The sequence below is a fragment of the Flavobacterium sp. 245 genome, assembly GCF_004362055.1.
GTDB lineage: Bacteria > Bacteroidota > Bacteroidia > Flavobacteriales > Flavobacteriaceae > Flavobacterium.
The window spans coordinates 163,713-184,582 of record NZ_SNXB01000002.1; the positions used below are offsets into that span (position 1 = coordinate 163,713).

Sequence of the window (20,870 nt, forward strand, 5' to 3'; positions counted from 1 at the left end):
AAAAAATAAAAACTCAACATTTTAAAGACTTCTTGTTATTTCTTCTACGTTTTAACAAAAAATATTAAACAATTGTCGATTGTCCAATACTTACATTGTCATTATTAAAATAAAGCAGATCATCTTTGCTGAAAATAAAATTAGAAACAAACTCCCCTACTTCATTTGTACCGAATTTTGAATCTGGTTTTAAATCAACCGTTACTACTTTAAATTCTATTGCTTTTTCAACTGCTTGATAAATCACATTTGCTTCTTTAAACAGGCCAAAATGCTCTAATAACATTGCTGCTGATAAAATTGAAGCAATTGGATTGGCAATATTTTTTCCTTTTGCCTGAGGATACGAACCATGAATTGGCTCAAACAAAGCATTTTTTTCTCCTAAAGATGCCGATGCCAATAAACCTATCGAACCTGTGATAACACTTGCTTCATCTGATAAAATATCTCCAAATAAATTCTCAGTTAAAATCACATCAAATTGTTTCGGATTTAAGATGATTTGCATTGCTGCGTTATCAACAAATAAAAAATCTAAAGCTACATCTGGATAGCTTTCGCCCACTTTCTGAACTACTTTTCTCCATAATCTTGAGGTTTCTAAAACATTTGCTTTATCTACCATTGTTAACTTTTTGCGTCGGTTTTGTGCCGATTTAAAAGCTAAATGTGCAATTCTTGTAATTTCTTCTTCTGAATATTCACATAAATCTGAAGCATGTGTTCCTTCTTCATTTAATGTTTTTGCTCCAAAATAAGCACCACCTGTTAATTCTCTGAAAATAGTAAAATCAGCGCCTTCAATAATTTCTCTTTTTAAAGGAGAAGAATCAACCAATGCTTTATAAGGTTTAATTGGACGGATGTTTGCAAACAGACCTAATTCCTTACGCAATTTTAATAACCCTTGCTCTGGACGAACTTTTGCATTTGGATTATTATCGTATTTAGGATCTCCGATTGCGCCAAATAAAACAGCATCAGTATTCAGGCAAAGATTCAGCGTTTGTTCCGGGAGCGGATTTCCTGTTTTATCAATTGCAACTGCGCCCATAAGCGCTTCTTCAAAAACAAATTCATGATTGTAAACCTCGCCAATTGCATATAATGCTTTTTTGGCTTGTAAAATTACTTCTGGCCCAATTCCGTCTCCTGGTAAAACTGCTATTTTCAAATTCATAACGTCTCGTTCTTTATGATTTAAATCTTTATTTTTTTTCTCTTTCTTCTTTGTTCTATTTTCTTTCTTCTATGAACTAGCTTCTGATTAATTCTCCTTGAATTTTTGAAGCTTCTATAATCTGATGAATATCAGCATCAACAACTTCTTTTTTAATATCAGCGAATTTCAAAAACTCAATATATACAATGTCTAATTGTACTTTTGTAAGCTCGTAGCCTACTTTTTTAGCACGGTAAGCCAAAGCTGCTCTTCCACTTCTTGCTGTCAAAATAATTGACGATTCGTTCACACCCACATCAAGCGGATCCATGATTTCATAAGTCGCTCTGTTTTTGATCACACCATCTTGGTGAATTCCAGAACTGTGTGCAAAAGCATTTGCTCCCACAATAGCTTTATTTGGCTGTACAATCATTCCCATGCTTTCAGAAACTAAACGGCTCATTTCGTTTAATTCTCTAGTATTGATGTTTGTATCTAAATTTAAGTATGGATGTTGTTTGAAAATCATTACCACTTCTTCAAGTGCCGTATTTCCAGCTCTTTCTCCAATACCATTTATAGTACACTCAATTTGTCTTGCACCATTTATAGCGCCTGCAATTGAGTTTGCAGTTGCCATTCCTAAATCATTATGACAGTGACATGAAAGGATTACGTTTTCGATTCCTTTTACGTTTTCTTTTAAATATTTGATTTTTGCTCCGTATTCTTCAGGAAGGCAATAACCTGTTGTATCAGGAATATTTAATACCGTTGCTCCAGATTTGATAACTTCTTCACAAACTTTTGCCAAGAATGCATTATCAGTTCTTCCTGCATCTTCAGCGTAGAATTCAACATCTTCTACATATGATTTTGCATGCGCTACTGCAAATTTTGCTCTTGCAATAATATCTTCTGGAGTGGTTTGTAATTTATGGAGGATATGAGATTCTGAAGTTCCGATTCCGGTGTGGATTCTAGGTCTTTTAGCATGCTTTAAGGCTGCTGCTGCAACATCAATGTCGTTTTTTACGGCTCTTGTTAATCCGCAGACGGTCGCATTTTCTACAATTTTACAAATCTCAGAGACCGATAAAAAATCGCCCGGACTTGACACAGGGAATCCTGCCTCGATAATATCAACTCCCATTTTGTCTAGTCGTTCTGCGATAACTAATTTTTGGTTAGTATCTAACTTACATCCTGGAACTTGTTCACCATCGCGCAAAGTGGTGTCAAAAATTTGAACTTTCTCTCTATTCATATTCATTTATTTAATGTAATTTCACATTGTAATAACAAATATATATTGTACTTATGCAGTACAAAATTCGTTTTAATGAAATTATACTGTTCATAAAACAATTTATACCTAGTTAAAATCCTTATAATCAATAAGTTATATTATTATTTTTTACAATGGCTAACCATCAAAAAGATTTCTTATTTGTTCTGATTAAATCACTTTCCAAATCTGAAAAAAGACAATTTAAAATTTTTGCGAGCCGATTAGAAACCAGTTCGAACACAAAATTTATCGAACTGTTTAATATTTTAGATAAATCTGAAACCTATGATGAAAAGCTTATTCTAAAAAGCGGAAGTATCAAAAAAGTTCAGTTATCTAACTTAAAATCATACTTATACAAACAGATTTTAGTCAGTATCCGCTTAAATATTCCGAGTCAGAATATTCGTTATCAGTTGCGCGAACAAATTGATTTTGCTGTTATCCTTTATAATAAAGGTTTGTATAAACAGAGTTTAAAAATTCTTGATAAAACAAAACAGCAAGCTTTAGAAAATGATGAAAAATATATGGCGTATGAAATTGTAGAATTCGAAAAACTGATCGAATCGCAATATATTACCCGAAGTATTCAAGGACGCGCTGACGAATTAGTAATTCAGGCAAAAGAATTGAATTACCGAAATACTATTTCAAGCAAATTATCGAATTTATCGCTTCAATTGTACGGAATCATGCTGAAAACAGGTTACGTAAAAAGCGATGAAGAATATAAATATATCGACGATTATTTCAACAGACACATTGCAAAACTAGATGAAAGCAAATTTGGCTTTAGAGAAAAATATTGGTTTTACAATGCTAATTTATGGCGCAGTTTCTTGGTTCAGGATTTCTTGGCGAGTTATAAATACGCTTATAAATGGGTAACGCTGTTTTATGATAATCCAAATATGATTTACCTGAATCCAGTATTTTTCTTAAAAGGAAATCACTACTTTTTGGAGTCGCTTTATATGTTGAAATACAAATCGAATTTCAAGAAATACTTAACGCTTTTAGAAGAAACTATCGAAGATCCTAAATTTCCGGTAAATGATAACATTGCTTCACTATCATTTTTATATGTCTACAACAATAAGCTAAATCTTCACATTCTGGAAGGAACTTTTGATGAAAGTGAATACTTGATTCCGGAGATTTTAGAGAAGATTAAAATTCATAGTGAACATCTAGATGAACATCACGAAATGTTGTTTTTCTATAAAATTGCGTCGATTTATTTTGGAAATGAAAAGTACAACGAATGTATATTTTATTTAGACAAAATCATCAATAACAAGAACTTAAGTATGCGCGAAGATTTAATGTGCTTTGCCCGACTTCTGTCATTGATTGCGCATTATGAGCTAGGAAAAGATTATTACTTAGAAAATCATCTTAAAAGTACTTATAAATTCTTGCTGAAAATGAATGACTTGCATGAAGTCCAGAAAGAAATTATAAAATTTCTAAGAAATTTAAATAATTTTTATCCTGCTGATATTAAAAAGGAATTCAAAAAGATGCATGCTCGTTTTGTTGAACTAGAAAAGAACACTTACGAAAAAAGAGCTTTCCTTTATTTAGATATTATTTCTTGGCTTGAAAGCAAAATTGAGAATCGTAAAATTGCTGATATTATAAAGGAAAAGGCGAAATTGAATAGTCGATAGGCGATATTTGTCATAAATGACAAAAATGAGAATAATTTCCTTTTTTCAATAAAAAAATCCCAAATTCCAATTTATGGAGTTTGGGATTTTTTTTATTTGAATTTTAAAAAACTTTATTCAACAATATTAGAACTTGTTACATAAAAATCTTTATCAACTTCTACTTTACGAGTTTCATCAGTTGTTTTTTCAGATTGCCATTCGGTTGTTGGTTTTAACCAAGTTTCCACACCATTTAATTTTACCCTTACCGGCATATCAAATTTAGCAACACAGTTTGTCCAATGGTATCCAAAAGTCCCATTTTTAAACATATATTCAAAAACCGGAACTTGAGTTGTTGTTAAATATTGAGCAAAAACTCTGTTGAAGTTAATTCCAGACTGCTCGTTAATATAATCTTGAATTTGTTTACCTGTAACCGTTTGATGATAAAACGTTTTATTTAAACCTCTTAAAATCGATTTCCATTTTGCATCATCGTTGATTACCTGACGAATCATATGCAACATCGAAGCGCCTTTTGGATACATGTCTCCTGATCCTTCATTATTTACATCATAATGGCCAATAATTGGTGTATCATTATGAATGTTTTTTCTGCATCCAATTATATATTCAGAAGCGGCATCTTTTCCATAATAATATTCAAGAAAAAGACTTTCAGAATAGTTTGTAAAACTTTCATGAACCCACATATCAGCAATATCTTTATACGTGATATTGTTTGCAAACCACTCGTGACCCGACTCGTGAATAATAATGAAATCAAATTTTAATCCCCAGCCAGTTCCGCTCAAATCACGGCCTAAATAACCATTTTTATATTCGTTTCCATAAGTTACAGAACTTTGGTGTTCCATGCCTAAATAAGGCACTTCAACTAATTTATAGCTGTCTTCGTAAAAAGGATAAGGACCAAACCAATTTTCAAATGCCTTCAACATTTTTGGAGCATCTTTAAATTGTTCTTTGGCTTTGTCCAAATTATCTCTTAATACATAATAATTACAATCTAACTTGCCTTTTTCTCCTTTATACACTTCAGAGAAATTAACATAATCACCAATATTGATATTTACACCGTAATTATTGATTGGGTTCGAAACGTACCAATTAAATGTTTTTGTTCCGTCTTTTTCTTTTGTAACGCTTTTCAGTCTTCCGTTAGAAACATCTGTTAAATCTCCTGGAACATTCACGCTGATCATCATATTTTCAACTTCATCATACATATGGTCTTTGTTTGGCCACCAAACGCTCGCGCCTAAACCTTGACAAGATGTTGCAATAAAATCCTTTCCGTTTTTGTCTTTTTTCCAAGAAAATCCTCCGTCCCAAGGCGCTCTTACAGCTTCTTTTGGTTTTCCTCCAAATGAGATTATGATTTCTTTCGAATCTCCAACTTTTTGTTTTTCTGCCAATGTAATAAAGAAAGCATTTCCATCTCTTTCAAACTTTAATGGCAAACCATTCTGAGTCACTTTAGTGATATTCATTGGCTCTTGTAAATCGATTTGCATTCTGTTGCTTTCTGTCAAAACAGTATAACGCACTGTATTTTGGCCTGATATCGATTTATCTGACGGATTTACTTTTACATTTAAATGATAGTATTTTAAATCCCACCAAGCTCTTTCTTTTGTAATGCTGCCACGTAAAGTATCCTGATGCGTAAAAACAGTTTCTGACTTATTTAAAAGTCCTTGAGCATTTGCGCCGAAACCAACTAAAAAGGCGATAAAAGCGCCACCAAAGTATTTTCTCATTATTTATAAATTTGTAATAAATAAGGTAATTAAACCTGTTTAATCTGCAACAAATGTAAACATTCAGATTAATTATTTTAAAATTTTATGATTTCTCATAGAAAAAATTGCACTCAAATTGATTATTGTTCTCTATTTTAGTGCTTTCTAATTATTAGACTTTGAATATGAAATTTGTTACTTTTTTTTCATTTTTTTTATTGACGCTTTCAATTACCGTAAATTCACAAAATATTGCCGTTCATAAAACAAATAATGAAGTGACTGTTGATGGCGATTTATCGGAATGGAAAAACACTTTTTCAGGACCTTTTGTAATTCATAATTCAGGCGAAAAAGCAACTCAAAATACTTTTGTTTCACTTTCGTGGAATAATGAAAACCTTTATATCGCATACCTTTCAACCGACTCTAAAATAATTGGAAAACCACAAAAAAAAGATTCTCAGATTTTTTACACTGATGATTTGGTCGAAATTTTTATTGATGCCGATGGCGATGGAAAAAACTATATTGAAATTGGCGTAAATGCCTATTCTGCTTATTATGATATGCTTTTAAAATGTATTTCGCCAGACTGTGGCGGATGGAAAATGTCAATGGCTTTTAATCTTTCCGGATTTGAAACAGCTAGCAAAATTACGCCAGAAGGTTTTTGTACCGAAATGAAAATTCCGTTTTCAAGCTTAGAAAAAATTAAAAATGGCAATTTCATAAAACCAAAAATTGGCACAAAATGGAGAGGTAATCTTTTTAGAATTGATTACGGAAATAAAACTGAATATCTAGCTTTACAGCCTTATAAAAGTTTAAAATTTGGTTTTCATCAGCCCCAGGAATTTGCTGTTTTTGAATTTGTAGAGTAATTTTTTAATTGCTCAATCGTGAAATTTGTTGGTGTTTCATCAAATTTACAAGAACTCATCACATAATCAGCTAAATAGCTAAAAACACTATTATCGTTTTTTAATCTATAAATTTCAAAAATAGACTTGTTTGACCAAAAATAGACATTTTGCAAAAATCTATCATTTAAATCACCATAACAGCTATAAGTTTCTAAAAACATAGAAATCCCCTTTTTTAAAACAGTCGGATTAGAAAAGTCTTTGGGAAGGAATATGTTGACAAAACGATTATTATCGATATATAATTCGCCTGTACTCTCATTAATTGCATTAAAATTACCGTTCGGCATTTTTTCCAAAAACAACATTAATCTTTGACCAACTTTTAGCTCCTTATTCCTAGGATCACATAACCATTCTTCCCAGATTGCAACATTAATTTTTTGTTGTGATTTTCCTTTAATGAATTGGTTTATAACGAATTCATATTTATCCTTTGAAACTTTTGAAATTGTTCCATCCACAATTAAGTCAGCCTTTGAAATTACAATAGGATAAGGTATCTCCCTTTTTTTATAAGCAAAATTCACAGATGGAATTAAAAGCAGAAATAGACAGACGAAAAGCTTCATAATTAAATATTTTGAAATTTAAGTTTACCCGTAAGATTCAAGCGCAATCTGTGCTCCTCTTTTTAAATTTCTTTTGCCTGCAATTCCGTTGATTAGCAATCCAATACCAGACAAAACAGCGCCGTAAAAAACAATTCCTCCTCCGGTTCCTATTGAAAATACTAAACCAAGAGTTAAAAGAACAATTCCAATTATAATATTTCTAGTAAATTTTCTAGAAAAATCTTTACGTGCGATATCATTTATGCGGTTTATTTTTTTCAGAACTGAAACTGGAATTTCAACACTTCTCTGCTCAATAATATTGCTTATGATGAAATAATTTTCTTTAGAATAACTATCCGTCAATTCTCCAAAGTTTCCAGTTTCTATAATTTTATCCAGAATATCTTCAAAGTTCAAAAGCAATTCGGCATCAGTCAGATCTTTATGATTGTCTTCAATTATGTCCTCGATATTTTCTTCAAATTCAAGTCTTTTTTCAGATAAATATTCAATTTGTTCTAACGGCGAAAGATCTTCAATATGTCTTCTATTGTTTTCTTCTTCCTGCAAATTCGCTTGCCTTTCATTCTCATTTTTAAGAATGGTTTCGATATCAATATTTCTGGCGATTAAAATTTCCTTTGCAACGACAAGCGCGTCAGGATTGTATTTACTGGCGTTTTTGGTCAGCATTAAAATTAAATCTTCATCTGAATGCTCTACAAAACGTTTTCTGAATGTCTCTATATCCATGGCTTAAATATTTACGTAAATATCAAAAAATAAATTTTATTTTAACATAATTTAGTAAACATTTTTTCACAATTTATAATTACTTCTGACGCTTCTTTAAAACTTCGATAACGTCATTTAATTGAAAACCTTTTGCCTGCAATAAAATCAAATAATGAAATAATAAATCGGCACTTTCGCTCAAAAATAAATCATCATTATCATCTTTAGCTTCTATAACGACTTCTACCGCTTCTTCACCTACCTTTTGAGCAATTTTATTAATTCCTTTTTCGAATAAAGAAGCTACATAGCTTTTCTCTGAATCTGCATTTTCTCTTCTAGTTTTAATTGTATTTTCTAACTGCGAAATAAAACCATAATTAGCAGCATTTTCTTCCTGCCAGCACGTATCTGCACCAGTATGACAAGTAGGCCCAACAGGTTTTGCCTGAATTAAAAGTGTATCTCCGTCACAGTCGTTTTTAATACTAACCAAGTTTAAAAAATTGCCACTCTCCTCGCCTTTTGTCCAAAGTCTTTGTTTTGAACGGCTGAAGAAAGTTACTTTTTGAGTTTCAATTGTTTTTTGAAGCGATTCTTCATTCATATAGCCCAGCATCAAAACATTTTTAGTTTCTGAATCCTGAATTATTGCTGGAATTAATCCGTGTGCGCTTTTTATATCTATGTTCATATTTTTAGTCTAAAGTTGTAAAGTCGAAAGTCTTAAAGTCAAAACTAAAGTCGAACTTCTATATTATTTTATATTATTTTTAATCTTGTTTCTTGTTTCTATTTTCTAAAGCCTTACTTCAATAGCATTCTTCCTCAATTCTTCTTTCAAAGTTTTGATTTCGATTTCTTTAAAGTGAAAAACACTTGCTGCCAAAGCGGCGTCTGCTTTTCCTTCTTTAAACGAATCTACGAAATGCTGTATGTTTCCGGCTCCTCCCGAAGCAATAATCGGAATATTTACTAATTCTGAAAGTTTAGCCAAAGCCTCGTTTGCAAAACCATTTTTAGTACCGTCATTATCCATCGAAGTAAATAAAATTTCACCAGCACCTCGTTCTGCGACTTCCACAGCCCAATCGAATAAATTTAATTCGGTTGGCACTTTTCCACCAACTAAGTGCACAATCCATTGTCCGTCAATTTGTTTAGCATCGATAGCCACAACAACACATTGGCTTCCAAATTTCTGAGCCAAATCATTAATCAATTGTGGATTTTTTACTGCCGATGAATTAATCGAAACTTTGTCAGCTCCATTATTCAACAGAATCTCAACATCTTCAATGGACGAAATTCCACCGCCAACCGTAAACGGAATATTGATTTTTTCCGCCACACTTCGTACCATATTTACGAGTGTTTTTCTTCTTTCTTCTGTAGCCGATATATCCAGAAAAACCAATTCGTCTGCTCCTTCAGCCGAATAAATTTCAGCCAACTCCACTGGGTCTCCTGCATCACGCAAGTCAACAAAGTTAACGCCTTTTACGGTTCTTCCGTTCTTTATATCTAAACAAGGTATGATTCTTTTTGCTAACATGTTTTTAATGTGTCAATGTGTCAATTTGATAATTAGTCAATTAGATAATTCTATACGTTTGCTAGATTAATTATCTAATTTTCTAATTAACTAATTATCTAATTATGTAGTTCTCTAGTTGTTTCAAGCTAATTCTTCCTTCATAGATTGCTTTTCCAATTATGGTTCCTTCACAGCCTAATTCAGCTAATTTTGGCAATTCGTCGAAAGTTGAAATTCCGCCCGAAGCGATTAATTTTACTTTTTTAAATATATTTTTATCATCCGTTATTATTGTCGACTGATCTAATATTTTTTTATACAAATCAAAACTAGGTCCTTCTAACATTCCATCTTTGGCAATATCGGTGCAGATTACATATTCAATTCCTTTTTTCATATAATCTTTTATAAACGGAATCAAATCTTCATCAGAATCCTCTAACCAGCCAGAAACTGCAATTTTTTCATCTTTTGCATCAGCTCCAAGAATGATTTTATCAGAACCGTATTCTGAAATCCATTTTTCAAAAATTGCTCTGTTTTTTACTGCGATACTTCCGCCTGTAATCTGATTTGCACCACTTTCAAAAGCAATTCTCAAATCATCATCCGATTTTAATCCGCCTCCAAAATCAATTTTTAGGCCTGTTTGCGTGGCAATTTGTTCCAAAATCTTATAATTGACAATTTTACTTGATTTTGCACCGTCTAAATCTACTAAATGCAAATATTCGATTCCATGGGCCTCAAATGATTTTGCCACTTCAAGCGGATTTTCATTGTAAATTATTTTGGTATCATAATCACCTTTGGATAAACGAACACATTTTCCGTCAATGATATCTATGGCTGGTATTATTCTCATTTTTTTTAGTCTTAAAGTTTGAAAGTCTAAAGTCTTAAAGTCTTTTCTGATTTCAAAAATTGTTATTTTGATTAATATTTAGAATCTATTAATTGGATTTTAGCCGAAGAAAATTTCCTAAAATCTTTTCGCCAACATCGCCGCTTTTTTCTGGGTGAAACTGAGTTCCATAAAAATTATCTTTTTGCAAAGCCGATGCATATTCAATATCATAATTTGTTGTAGCAATAGATTCTAAACAATTTGGCGCATAAAAACTATGAACCAAATACATAAATTCATTTTCTGAAATTCCACTAAACAAATCCGATTTTAAATTATAAATCTGATTCCAGCCCATTTGTGGCACTTTTACATTATTTGAAAATTTCACTACATCCACATCAAAAATCCCCAAACCTTTTGTATTTCCTTCTTCTGTTTTATTACACATCAACTGCATTCCCAGACAAATTCCTAAAACAGGTTGTTTCAATTCCGGAATCAAACTATCCAAGCCACTTTCACGAAGTTTTGCCATCGCTGAACTCGCCTCGCCAACTCCAGGAAAAATAATTTTGTCAGCTAATTTTATTTCGTCTGGATTATTACTCAAAACAGCCTTAAACCCTAATCTTTCAATAGCAAACATAATGCTCTGAATATTCCCTGCTCCGTAATTTATAATTACTATTTTCATTTTGTTTTAGTCTTAAAGTCTAAAGTCTAAAGTCTTAAAGTCTTTTTCCATACGTGCTTTTATGAATCTTTTGACTTTATGACTTTCAACTTTCGACTAATTTAAAGCATTCCTTTCGTCGAAGGCAAAATCATTTTTTCTGTATCTCTTTTTACAGCTACTTTTATGGCTTTTGCGAAAGCTTTAAAAATAGCTTCGATTTTATGATGCTCGTTGATTCCTTCTGCTTTGATATTTAAATTGGCTTTTGCTCCGTCTGTAAATGATTTAAAGAAATGATAAAACATTTCAGTTGGCATTTTCCCCACCATTTCGCGTTTAAATTCGGTTTCCCAAATCAGCCAATTTCTTCCTCCAAAATCAATTGCAGCTTGTGCCAGACAATCGTCCATTGGAAGACAGAATCCGTAACGTTCTATTCCTAATTTATTTCCCAATGCTTTTGCGAAAACTTCTCCAAGCGCAATTGCTGTATCTTCTATGGTGTGGTGTTCATCAACTTCAAGATCTCCTTTTACAAGGATTTCTAAGTCCATTTGGCCATGACGAGAGATTTGATCTAACATATGATCAAAAAAGGCAATTCCGGTGTCGATTTTGCTTTTTCCGGTTCCGTCAAGATTTAGATTGATATAAATGTCTGTTTCATTGGTTTTACGCGTAATAGAAGCTGAACGTACTTCTAATTTCAAAAACTCGTAGATTTTCTTCCAATCCATAGTTTGCAAAACAATAGTTTCGTCTAATTCTTCACGTTTTGACGAAATTTCATTGCTTCCTGCTCCGTCTGTATTATTCATGAAAATCGCTTTTGCGCCAAGATTTTTAGCCAATTCAACATCTGTCAAACGATCTCCTAAAACAAAAGAGTTAGCCAAATCGTAATCCGGATTATTCAAATATTTAGTAAGCATTCCGGTTCTTGGTTTTCTTGTTGGTGCATTTTCTTCAGGAAAAGATCGATCAACAAAAATCTCATCAAACAAAACTCCTTCATTTTGAAAAGCTTTTAGAATAAAATTCTGTGTTGGCCAAAACGTATTTTCTGGGAAACTGTCGGTCCCTAATCCATCCTGATTGGTTACCATTGCTAATTCGTAATCTAATTCATTGGCAATTTTAGCCAGATATTGAAAAGCTTTTGGATAAAATTCTAATTTATCTAAGCTGTCTAATTGTAAATTTTCTGGTTCTAAAACAATCGTTCCATCACGATCGATAAAAAGTACTTTTTTCATAATTTATATTTTCTTCTGCCACGAATTAACGAATTTTTACAAATTTTAAAATCCAAATAATATTTATTAGATGTAGTCCCTACGGGACAACCTTTTAAAACCTTATTTTTTTTACCAATCTTTAACTCCTAACAGAGTATCTCGTAGAAATTAAATATCGGTAGAAAAAAAGATTCCGAAAACTAATAATTGTCCCGTAGGGACTACATTATTAAGAAATCCTTTTAATTTGTGGCTAATATTTTTTATTTCAACAATTTCAATTCTTTAATCAGAACAGTATTTTCTTCTTCAGTTCCAATTGTAAAACGAAGACAGTTTTCACATAAAGGTTGCGTAGTTCTGTTGCGAATTACAATTCCTTTTTGGATTAACTGATCATATCTTTTATTAGCATCATCAACTTTTACCAAAACAAAATTGGCTTCAGTTGGATACACTTTTTCTACAAAATCAACTTCAAGTAAAACTTTAAGTAATTCTTCTCTTTGCTTAATTATAGAGGCTATTTCTTGTTTTATCTTTTCAGAATCTTTTAAACGTTCTTTAGCTCTTTGCTGTGTTAATTCATTTACGTTGTAAGGAGGCTTTATTTTATTTAAAACAGAAATTACAGCTTCTGAAGCATAACAAATTCCTAAACGAATTCCAGCCAAACCATACGCTTTTGAAAGCGTTTGTGTAATGACCAAATTTGGATATTCGTCGATTTCTGTCAACCAGCTTTCTTTCTCCGAAAAGTCAATATAGGCTTCATCAATTACAACCAAACCTTTAAAATTTTGAAGTAATTTCACCACACTTTCATCTGAAAAAGAATTTCCTGTTGGGTTATTTGGTGAACATAAAAAGATAATTTTTGTATTCTCATCAACAGCTTCTAAAATTTTTTCAACCTGTGGCTGAAAATCATTGGTCAGCAAAATTTCTCTATTCTCAACTGCGTTGATGTTCGCTAAAACACCGTACATTCCATATGTTGGTGGCAACGAAATAATATTATCTTTCTTAGGTTCACAAAAAGCTCTAAAAAGTAAATCTAGAACTTCGTCGCTCCCATTTCCCAGCAAAATCTGGTTTTGTTTGGTATTATTGTTTTTTGCTAATATTGCTTTAACCGAATTCTGTTGTGGATCCGGATAACGATTCACACCATTTTGGTACGGATTTTCATTGGCATCCAAAAAAATCATTTCGGCTGTATCAAAATCCTCAAATTCATCTCTTGCAGACGAATACGGCTTTAAAGATTTTACGTTTTCACGTGTTATTGTATTTATATCGAATTTCATTTTTTTATTTTTAAGGAGAGAAAAGAATCAAGAGGCAAGAATAAAGATTCAAATCTATCCTTTAACTCTTTCATCTTGTTTCTTGCTTCTTGCCTCTTAATTCTATTTTCTTTACTCTATACTCTTCAATCTCAAAGTCACAGCATTTTTATGCGCCTGTAATCCCTCGGCTTCAGCCATAACTTCAATAGCTCTTCCGATGTTTTGGATTCCGGTTTTAGATATTTTCTGAAAAGTCATCGATTTCGTAAAACTATCCAGATTTACACCACTATAATTCTTTGCATATCCGTTTGTTGGAAGCGTATGATTTGTTCCCGAAGCGTAATCTCCAGCACTTTCTGGTGTATAATTCCCAATGAAAACAGATCCTGCATTTACAATTCCGTTACAGTAAAAATCATCGTATTCTGAACAGATAATAAAGTGTTCTGGCCCGTATTCATTGATTAAATCAAGTGCAACTTGATCATTTTCAACATAAATTAGTTTCGAATTTTCAATTGCTTTTTTTGCAATCGCTTTTCTTGGAAGCAGCTGCAGTTGCGACTGGATTTCTTCTTCAACTTCAGTGATTAATTTTCTGGAAGTCGAAACTAAAATCACCTGACTATCTGTTCCGTGTTCTGCCTGCGACAATAAATCGGAAGCCACAAAAGCCGGAACCGCAGTATCATCGGCAACAATTAATAATTCTGAAGGACCAGCCGGCATGTCGATTGCTACTCCAAATTGCGTTGCCAATTGTTTCGCAACAGTCACAAACTGATTTCCAGGTCCAAAAATCTTATACACTTTTGGAATTGATTGTGTCCCGAAAGTCATTCCTGCAATAGCCTGAATTCCTCCAACTTTTATAATTTTAGTTACACCACATAAATTTGCAGCGTACAAAATCGCTGGATTTATTTTTCCTGTTTTATCTGGTGGAGAACATAATACAATTTCTTTACAGCCAGCAATTTCAGCAGGAACAGCCAGCATTAAAACAGTTGAGAATAAAGGTGCTGTTCCGCCAGGAATATACAAACCAATTTTTTGAATAGGTCTTTTTTCCTGCCAGCAATTTACGCCTTCAACAGTTTCAATTTCAATTCTGTCTGTTTTTTGAGCGCTGTGAAATTTATAAATATTATCTTTTGCTAATTGAATTGCTTCTTTCAGTTCAATCGGGATCAATTTAATAGCTTCCTGTGTTTCTTCTTCAGAAACTTCATAATTATCTAACGAAATTCCATCAAAAATCGAAGTATATTTTGCTACTGCTTCATCTCCTTTTCTTTGTATTTCTTTAAAGATTTCTTTTACCGTAACCTCAATATCATCAATAGTTTGAGTTGGTCTTTTTAATATATCTGACCAGTTTTCTGGTTTTGGATTGTCTATTATATTCATTTTTTTTTTACGCTTTATGCTTTAAGCTGTAGGCTTTAAGCTTTATTATCGTTGTGTTTTTTTAAGGCTTAAAGCTTAAAGCTTATTGCCTAAAGCGGGCAAAGCCCTAAAGAACCATTTTCTCAATTGGGCAAACTAAAATTCCTTCAGCTCCTACTTCTTTTAATTGGTCGATTACGTCCCAAAAAGTATCTTTATCGATTACCGAGTGAACACTGCTCCAGCCTTCCTGCGCTAACGGCAAAACTGTCAAACTTCTTAAAACCGGAAGGATTTTTCCAACTGCATCAATTTTATCATTTGGAACGTTCATTAAAATATATTTCGAATTTCTAGCTCTTAAAACAGCTTGAATTCTGAATTTTAAAGTATCAATGTGTTTTTGAATTTCTGGAGAAACTTTTGGAGAAACTGCTAGAACCGCTTCACTTTTCAAGATAACTTCAACTTCTTTTAAATTATTTTTGAATAAAGTGCTTCCGCTTGAAACGATATCTACGATTGCATCGGCAAGACCAATGTTTGGAGCGATTTCTACAGATCCTGAAATTTGGTGAATATCAACAGATATACCAAATTGGCTAAAATATTCATTAACGGTATTTGGGTAAGAAGTTGCGATGCGTAATCCAGCTAAATCCTTTACTGAATTGTATTCGAATGTTTTAGGAACTGCTACAGAAACTTTGCATTTTGAGAAACCTAATTTCTGAACTACCTCAATTCCTTTTCCTTTTTCTACTAAAAGATTATCGCCAACGATAGCCAAGTCAACTACTCCATCTATCAAATACTGAGGAATATCCGAATTTCTAAGATACAAAACTTCAAGAGGAAAATTAGAAGCTTCGGCTTTTAACTGGTCGATTCCGTTGTTGATTGAAATACCGCAGTCTTTTAGAATTTGAATGCTGTCTTCGTTTAAGCGACCAGATTTTTGAATTGCAATTTTTAAAGTACTCATTTTTTAGTTGTTTGCTGATTAATAGTTTGAGTACAAAGAATTGGTATAAAAAAACCCGTTTGATGTACTCAAACGGGTTTTAAAATATGATGATTTACATGCATACCATTAACACATCGCTTGAGAGCAATAATGAAAATGATGATGATGTAATTGATTTGAAATCATTGTTTGGTTTGTTTTATAATTCTTTGATTCGGTTGCAAATATACTAGTTAATTTCATAAAAAAGCAATTTTTAATTTAACTTAACGAAAGTTTATTGTTAAAAAAAAGCCCAACTACCATTTTCAATACATATTTTCAATTTACTATATCGTTTTCTTACTTTTCAGTAAAAGTCAATATTACCGTTGTTCCTACTTCTAATTCACTTTCAATTTTAAACTTGATATTCAATAATTGCGTAGTTCTTTTTACAATCGACAAACCTAATCCAGTTCCTTTAATTTCAGGATGATCGGTAGAATTCGATCTAAAAAACGGGTTCAAAATAGCGCCTAAATCGGCTTTTGCAATTCCAATTCCGTTGTCTCTGATTTTTAGTAATATTTTGTCGTTTTGCTTCAAAAGCACAATTAAAATATGACCTCCTCTGTTCGTATATTTTATTGCATTCGAAATAATATTTCTCAAAATAGTAATCACTAAAAAATTGTCCGACTGAATATAACAATCTGTTTCTGAATCAAATTTTACCGCTATATTTTTAGTGTTTATCTTCTCTGAGTTTAAAGTTAAAACATCCAAAATTAAGGCATTCAAATAAACTAATTCGGTGTTAATATTTTGTTTTTGATTCTCAAAACGCGCCATCAAAAGCAACTGATCCACAAGCGTATTTAAGTGGTCAACTTCGTTGATGCAATAATTAATTTTTTCTTCGTATTCCTTGCTATCTCTAGGTTTACGTATAAGTACTTCAAGTGTTCCTTTAATAACAGTTAAAGGTGTTCTCAATTCATGTGATGCATCAGAAGTAAATTGTTTTTCACGCTCGATTGCGTCTTCAATTCTATTCAATAAATTATTGATTGTTTTTGAAAGTGTAAACAATTCGTCTCGGGTTTTAGGCAGCGGAATTCTTGTCGTTAAATTATCTTTTGTAATTATTCTAGATGTATTTATAATGGCGTTTATTGGTTTTATGCTTCGTCCAGCAAAAAAGCGAGCAATTAAAAACAGTAAGACTAAAATAATTGGAAACGCAATTAATAAAGTGTCCAGAAGATTTTTTAAAACTTTGACCGAATCTGCCAGTGACATTGCAATAATCAAATACCCAATTTTCTTTGATTTTATTTGAAGCGGAATCTGAATTTGCCTGATTTTATTGCTTAACAATTGGGTATCAAACAATTCGTAATGATCTTTGCTTTCATGATAAACCAGTACTTCGTTCTTTAAATTAGGCGATTTTTCAATAATTTTCTTATTCAAATCTAAAAATTGGACGAAAACCGGATTCACATCAACAGAATTGTGTTCTCTTTCCTCCCATTCTTCGGCATCCATGAAAACCACTTTGTGATTTTCAATTCTAATTTCTTTCAAATGATCTTGAATTTCGATCATTAAATTTTCATCAATATGTTTATAAACAGTGAATTTTACCGTAAAATAAGTTGCTGAAAAAACCACTAAAATCAGCAAACCAGTTGTGATTATATAGTTTAAGGCAATTCTGTTTTTGAACGAAAGCTGTATCATTTATAAGTCGTTAGCAATGTAACCAATACCTCGAATAGTTTTTATATAATCTTCTTCGATTCTTAAATTTAGTTTTTTTCTAATTGCGTTCATAAAAACATCAATAACACCTGTATCGTACTCAAAATTAATATCCCACACGTCTTTTAAAATTTGATTTCGTGTACAGACTTTTCCTTTATTCTGAATTAAATAAGTCAGCAGTTCAAATTCTCTTTGCGTCAGTGTAACTTCTTCTTCATTTTTAAGGACAATATGTTTCGAGAGATCAATTTTTATTGTTCCTAACATTAATTCCTTATCTTCTTTTTTATGTCTAAAATGAACTTTAATCCGCTCTACAAGCTCTTCAAAACTAAAAGGTTTTTTGATATAATCATTCGCGCCCGCTTTTAAACCGGCAATAGTTTCCTGAACAGTATCTTTTGCTGTCAAGAAAATTATAGGTGTATACTGATCTTTAATTCTTATGGCTTTGCACAAATCCAATCCGTTAATTTTAGGAAGCATCCAATCCAGCAAAATCAAGTCATACTGGTGATTCTGAACTAATTCAAAACCTTTGGAACCATCATTTGCTGTTGTAACCAAATAACCTTCTTCCTGTAATCCTTGCTGTAAAAATTGCACAATTCCTAATTCATCTTCTACTATTAAAATATGCATGTATTTTGATTTAAATTAAGATTAATCTGCCTTAATGATTTGTCAAAGATACCGATTTTCAAGAATAGAAATCATTTAAAATCATTAGAATAAGCAGTATTTCCTCCTCTTAAGAAAACATTAAGTTAACACTAAGCAAGGTAAAAGCCCAACTTCATCTGTCGTTCATTAATGCAAAGTAATTTTGCATAAAATATAATGACATGATTTTTTATAAAAGACTATCACCATTTTACAATCTCGCATTTTTCTATTTTGTTATTAGTTTTCTTTTGCGAATTGTCCTTTTTTTTCATCCAATAACACAAAGCAGTTTTACACTCCTTGAGAGTTTGAAGATTTTTTCATTAGGATTGATCTCGGATTTTTTTGTTTTTGTTTTGATGAGCGTGTTTCTATGGCTGTATCTTGTTTTTATATCCAATATAAAATATGACAAGCCTTACGGATACATTATTCTGGCCTCTTTTGTAGCTTTATTTCTTTATATAGCATCGGGAAAAAGCATTTTTGACGAATATGGCGGCGCTTTGCCTAGAATTGTATTAATTTTCTTAGGAATAAAAACAGCTCTTTTTGCGCTTTTTCTTTATTCACCAAAATGGAGAGACAAAATACGTTTCTGGATGTTTGCTTTTGTTGTTTTTCTTTACGTAGTCGTGATTCTTCAAAATGGCTTGAGCGAATATTTCTTTTGGAATGAATTTGGCGTGAAATACAATTTTATTGCTGTCAATTATCTGATTTATACAAATGAAGTAATTGGAAACATAATGCAGTCCTACCCGGTAATACCGCTATTTTCGGCTTTATTTTTAGGATCCGGAATTGTTACTTATTTTATATTGAAACGCTCTGCCAATTTCATTAAAGAAATTCCCAATCTAAATGAGAAAATTAAATTTTCAGCTCTTTATGCTGTTTTGTTTGTCATTTCACTAGTTGCAATTCCGATGTTTGCCAAAACAGAAAATTCAAAAAATGTTTTTGTAAACGAATTGCAGTCTAACGGATTATATAAGTTTTATTTGGCTTTCGAAAACAATAAACTTGATTATTTGAAGTTTTACAAAACACTTCCAAATCGTCAGAGTTTTGCAAATTTAAGAGAGCAATTTCCTGGTATTTCCGGAGAAAATACAATTCGATCTATTACAGAAGATTCGCTTGAAAACCATAAAAATGTGGTTTTAATTACCATTGAAAGCTATAGCGCTGATTTTATGAAATCGTATGGAAACAAACAAAATATAACGCCATTTTTAGATAGCCTAGCACAAAAAAGTCTACAATTTACCAACTTATATGCTGCTGGAAACAGAACTGTACGCGGTCTTGAAGCGGTAACTTTATGCCTGCCTCCAACTGCCGGAGAAAGTGTAGTAAAACGTGACGACAATAAAAATAAATTTTCAACCGGAGCCGTTTTCAAACAAAAAGGCTACAATGTAAAATTCATGTACGGCGGTGACGCTTTCTTTGATAATATGCAGGATTTTTATTCTGGAAACGGTTACGACATTATTGATAAATCAAGTTTTTCACCTGAAGAAATCACATTTTCAAATGTTTGGGGCGTTTGTGATGAAGATATGTACAACAAGGCAATAAAAGTGATGAATGCGGAGGCAAAGGAAAACAAGCCTTTTTTTAATCATATTATGACGGTCAGCAATCACAGACCGTTTACATATCCTAATAATAAAATTGACATTCCAGGCGACATTAAATCACGTGAAGGTGGTGTAAAATATACTGATTTTGCACTTCGAAGATTCTTTGAAATGGCAAGCAAACAGCCTTGGTTTCAAAATACTGTTTTTGTTATCGTTGCTGATCACTGTGCTTCTAGTGCTGGAAAAACACAGCTTCCGTTGGACAAATATAGAATTCCAGCTTTCATTTATACGCCAAATAAAAAACCATCGCAATACAATCAATTAATGTCGCAAATTGATTTGATGCCAACGCTTTTTGGATTGTTGCATTTTGATTACGAAAGCAAATTTTTTGGACAAGATGTTTTTAAAACCGATTATAAACCGAGAGCTTTCATTGCCACCTATCAGGATTTAGGCTTAATAAAAGACAATGTATTAACCATTTTATCTCCTAAACAAGTGGTCAAACAGTATACCCTAAAGGTTAGACCTACAGAAGGAGTTGCTCCAGAATTCCAAATTTTATATGACGAAATCCCACTAAAAGCTGAAAGAACCGATTTGGTAAATGACGCCATTTCTTTCTATCAATCGGCATCTTATTTATTAAAGGAAAAACGATATCAGTTTGAAGGTTTGAAAGCGAAGAATAAAAAACTATACGCAAATATTCGTTAGAGAGAAAAGATGATAGAAAAAAAGAGAAAGCCTCAAATTCAAATGAATTTGAGGCTTTCTCTTTTATAAGTATCAAATTAA

General features: G+C 32.2%; 18 protein-coding genes. 3 read left to right on the plus strand and 15 right to left on the minus strand.

Annotated features, from left to right (window positions below; all coding sequences use genetic code 11):
- Positions 1–64: 64 nt before the first annotated feature.
- Complete coding sequence (leuB, locus tag EV145_RS04025; RefSeq protein WP_133523944.1) at positions 65–1,183, minus strand: 3-isopropylmalate dehydrogenase; 1,119 nt, start codon at positions 1,181–1,183, stop codon at positions 65–67.
- Between the two features lie 76 nt (positions 1,184–1,259).
- The gene (locus EV145_RS04030; protein WP_133523945.1) at positions 1,260–2,435 is read right to left on the minus strand and encodes a 2-isopropylmalate synthase; all 1,176 of its coding nucleotides are present in this window, start codon (positions 2,433–2,435) and stop codon (positions 1,260–1,262) included.
- 155 nt (positions 2,436–2,590) lie between these two features.
- On the opposite strand from EV145_RS04030, the gene EV145_RS04035 reads away from it, so the two are divergent.
- On the plus strand, positions 2,591–4,135 hold the full coding sequence (locus EV145_RS04035; RefSeq protein WP_133523946.1) for a hypothetical protein: 1,545 nt from the start codon (positions 2,591–2,593) through the stop codon (positions 4,133–4,135).
- A 113-nt stretch (positions 4,136–4,248) separates the two neighbouring features.
- On the opposite strand, the gene EV145_RS04040 is transcribed toward EV145_RS04035, so the two are convergent.
- Positions 4,249–5,904, minus strand: coding sequence for a M1 family metallopeptidase (locus EV145_RS04040; RefSeq protein WP_133523947.1), 1,656 nt, complete (start codon positions 5,902–5,904; stop codon positions 4,249–4,251).
- Positions 5,905–6,071: 167 nt separating this feature from the next.
- Here EV145_RS04040 and EV145_RS04045 point away from each other — a divergent pair, with 167 nt between their 5' ends.
- Positions 6,072–6,770, plus strand: coding sequence for a carbohydrate-binding family 9-like protein (locus EV145_RS04045; protein WP_133523948.1), 699 nt, complete (start codon positions 6,072–6,074; stop codon positions 6,768–6,770).
- Here the strand turns inward: EV145_RS04045 and EV145_RS04050 are convergent.
- From EV145_RS04050 to EV145_RS04105, 12 genes are all read right to left on the minus strand, one after another.
- On the minus strand, positions 6,731–7,342 hold the full coding sequence (locus EV145_RS04050) for a hypothetical protein (protein ID WP_133523949.1): 612 nt from the start codon (positions 7,340–7,342) through the stop codon (positions 6,731–6,733). The genes EV145_RS04045 and EV145_RS04050 overlap by 40 nt on opposite strands.
- A gap of 66 nt (positions 7,343–7,408) precedes the next feature.
- Positions 7,409–8,122, minus strand: coding sequence for a hypothetical protein (locus tag EV145_RS04055; RefSeq protein WP_133523950.1), 714 nt, complete (start codon positions 8,120–8,122; stop codon positions 7,409–7,411).
- Between the two features lie 79 nt (positions 8,123–8,201).
- Positions 8,202–8,798: a bifunctional phosphoribosyl-AMP cyclohydrolase/phosphoribosyl-ATP diphosphatase HisIE gene (gene hisIE, locus EV145_RS04060; protein ID WP_133523951.1), complete on the minus strand. Its 597-nt coding sequence runs from the start codon at positions 8,796–8,798 to the stop codon at positions 8,202–8,204.
- A gap of 105 nt (positions 8,799–8,903) precedes the next feature.
- The gene (gene hisF / locus EV145_RS04065) at positions 8,904–9,659 is read right to left on the minus strand and encodes an imidazole glycerol phosphate synthase subunit HisF (protein ID WP_133523952.1); all 756 of its coding nucleotides are present in this window, start codon (positions 9,657–9,659) and stop codon (positions 8,904–8,906) included.
- Positions 9,660–9,753: 94 nt separating this feature from the next.
- Positions 9,754–10,506, minus strand: coding sequence for a 1-(5-phosphoribosyl)-5-[(5-phosphoribosylamino)methylideneamino]imidazole-4-carboxamide isomerase (gene hisA / locus EV145_RS04070; protein WP_133523953.1), 753 nt, complete (start codon positions 10,504–10,506; stop codon positions 9,754–9,756).
- An 88-nt stretch (positions 10,507–10,594) separates the two neighbouring features.
- Positions 10,595–11,185, minus strand: a complete 591-nt coding sequence (gene hisH / locus EV145_RS04075; protein ID WP_133523954.1) for an imidazole glycerol phosphate synthase subunit HisH — start codon at positions 11,183–11,185, stop codon at positions 10,595–10,597.
- A 101-nt stretch (positions 11,186–11,286) separates the two neighbouring features.
- Complete coding sequence (gene hisB, locus EV145_RS04080; protein ID WP_133523955.1) at positions 11,287–12,423, minus strand: bifunctional histidinol-phosphatase/imidazoleglycerol-phosphate dehydratase HisB; 1,137 nt, start codon at positions 12,421–12,423, stop codon at positions 11,287–11,289.
- A gap of 245 nt (positions 12,424–12,668) precedes the next feature.
- Positions 12,669–13,715, minus strand: coding sequence for a histidinol-phosphate transaminase (gene hisC, locus EV145_RS04085; RefSeq protein WP_133523956.1), 1,047 nt, complete (start codon positions 13,713–13,715; stop codon positions 12,669–12,671).
- A 111-nt stretch (positions 13,716–13,826) separates the two neighbouring features.
- Positions 13,827–15,110 carry a histidinol dehydrogenase gene (gene hisD / locus EV145_RS04090; protein WP_133523957.1) on the minus strand — a complete coding sequence of 428 codons (1,284 nt, stop codon included), beginning with the start codon at positions 15,108–15,110 and terminating at the stop codon, positions 13,827–13,829.
- 106 nt (positions 15,111–15,216) lie between these two features.
- Complete coding sequence (gene hisG, locus EV145_RS04095; protein WP_133523958.1) at positions 15,217–16,074, minus strand: ATP phosphoribosyltransferase; 858 nt, start codon at positions 16,072–16,074, stop codon at positions 15,217–15,219.
- Between the two features lie 324 nt (positions 16,075–16,398).
- Positions 16,399–17,784, minus strand: a complete 1,386-nt coding sequence (locus EV145_RS04100; protein WP_133523959.1) for a sensor histidine kinase — start codon at positions 17,782–17,784, stop codon at positions 16,399–16,401.
- On the minus strand, positions 17,785–18,450 hold the full coding sequence (locus EV145_RS04105; protein ID WP_133523960.1) for a response regulator transcription factor: 666 nt from the start codon (positions 18,448–18,450) through the stop codon (positions 17,785–17,787).
- Positions 18,451–18,653: 203 nt separating this feature from the next.
- On the opposite strand from EV145_RS04105, the gene EV145_RS04110 reads away from it, so the two are divergent.
- Positions 18,654–20,789 carry an LTA synthase family protein gene (locus tag EV145_RS04110; protein ID WP_133523961.1) on the plus strand — a complete coding sequence of 712 codons (2,136 nt, stop codon included), beginning with the start codon at positions 18,654–18,656 and terminating at the stop codon, positions 20,787–20,789.
- The last annotated feature ends 81 nt before the right edge of the window (positions 20,790–20,870 follow it).

What these genes read in the sequence shown, in the direction of transcription:
- leuB (WP_133523944.1), bottom strand. Translation starts at nt 1,183, where the DNA reads ATGAATTTGAAAATAGCAGTTTTACCAGGAGACGGAATTGGGCCAGAA.
- hisD (WP_133523957.1), bottom strand. Translation starts at nt 15,110, where the DNA reads ATGAATATAATAGACAATCCAAAACCAGAAAACTGGTCAGATATATTA.
- EV145_RS04100 (WP_133523959.1), bottom strand. Translation starts at nt 17,784, where the DNA reads ATGATACAGCTTTCGTTCAAAAACAGAATTGCCTTAAACTATATAATC.
- EV145_RS04055 (WP_133523950.1), bottom strand. Translation starts at nt 8,122, where the DNA reads ATGGATATAGAGACATTCAGAAAACGTTTTGTAGAGCATTCAGATGAA.
- hisA (WP_133523953.1), bottom strand. Translation starts at nt 10,506, where the DNA reads ATGAGAATAATACCAGCCATAGATATCATTGACGGAAAATGTGTTCGT.
- hisIE (WP_133523951.1), bottom strand. Translation starts at nt 8,798, where the DNA reads ATGAACATAGATATAAAAAGCGCACACGGATTAATTCCAGCAATAATT.
- EV145_RS04110 (WP_133523961.1), top strand. Translation starts at nt 18,654, where the DNA reads ATGATTTTTTATAAAAGACTATCACCATTTTACAATCTCGCATTTTTC.
- EV145_RS04105 (WP_133523960.1), bottom strand. Translation starts at nt 18,450, where the DNA reads ATGCATATTTTAATAGTAGAAGATGAATTAGGAATTGTGCAATTTTTA.
- EV145_RS04035 (WP_133523946.1), top strand. Translation starts at nt 2,591, where the DNA reads ATGGCTAACCATCAAAAAGATTTCTTATTTGTTCTGATTAAATCACTT.
- hisF (WP_133523952.1), bottom strand. Translation starts at nt 9,659, where the DNA reads ATGTTAGCAAAAAGAATCATACCTTGTTTAGATATAAAGAACGGAAGA.
- hisH (WP_133523954.1), bottom strand. Translation starts at nt 11,185, where the DNA reads ATGAAAATAGTAATTATAAATTACGGAGCAGGGAATATTCAGAGCATT.
- EV145_RS04040 (WP_133523947.1), bottom strand. Translation starts at nt 5,904, where the DNA reads ATGAGAAAATACTTTGGTGGCGCTTTTATCGCCTTTTTAGTTGGTTTC.
- hisG (WP_133523958.1), bottom strand. Translation starts at nt 16,074, where the DNA reads ATGAGTACTTTAAAAATTGCAATTCAAAAATCTGGTCGCTTAAACGAA.
- hisB (WP_133523955.1), bottom strand. Translation starts at nt 12,423, where the DNA reads ATGAAAAAAGTACTTTTTATCGATCGTGATGGAACGATTGTTTTAGAA.
- EV145_RS04045 (WP_133523948.1), top strand. Translation starts at nt 6,072, where the DNA reads ATGAAATTTGTTACTTTTTTTTCATTTTTTTTATTGACGCTTTCAATT.
- hisC (WP_133523956.1), bottom strand. Translation starts at nt 13,715, where the DNA reads ATGAAATTCGATATAAATACAATAACACGTGAAAACGTAAAATCTTTA.
- EV145_RS04030 (WP_133523945.1), bottom strand. Translation starts at nt 2,435, where the DNA reads ATGAATAGAGAGAAAGTTCAAATTTTTGACACCACTTTGCGCGATGGT.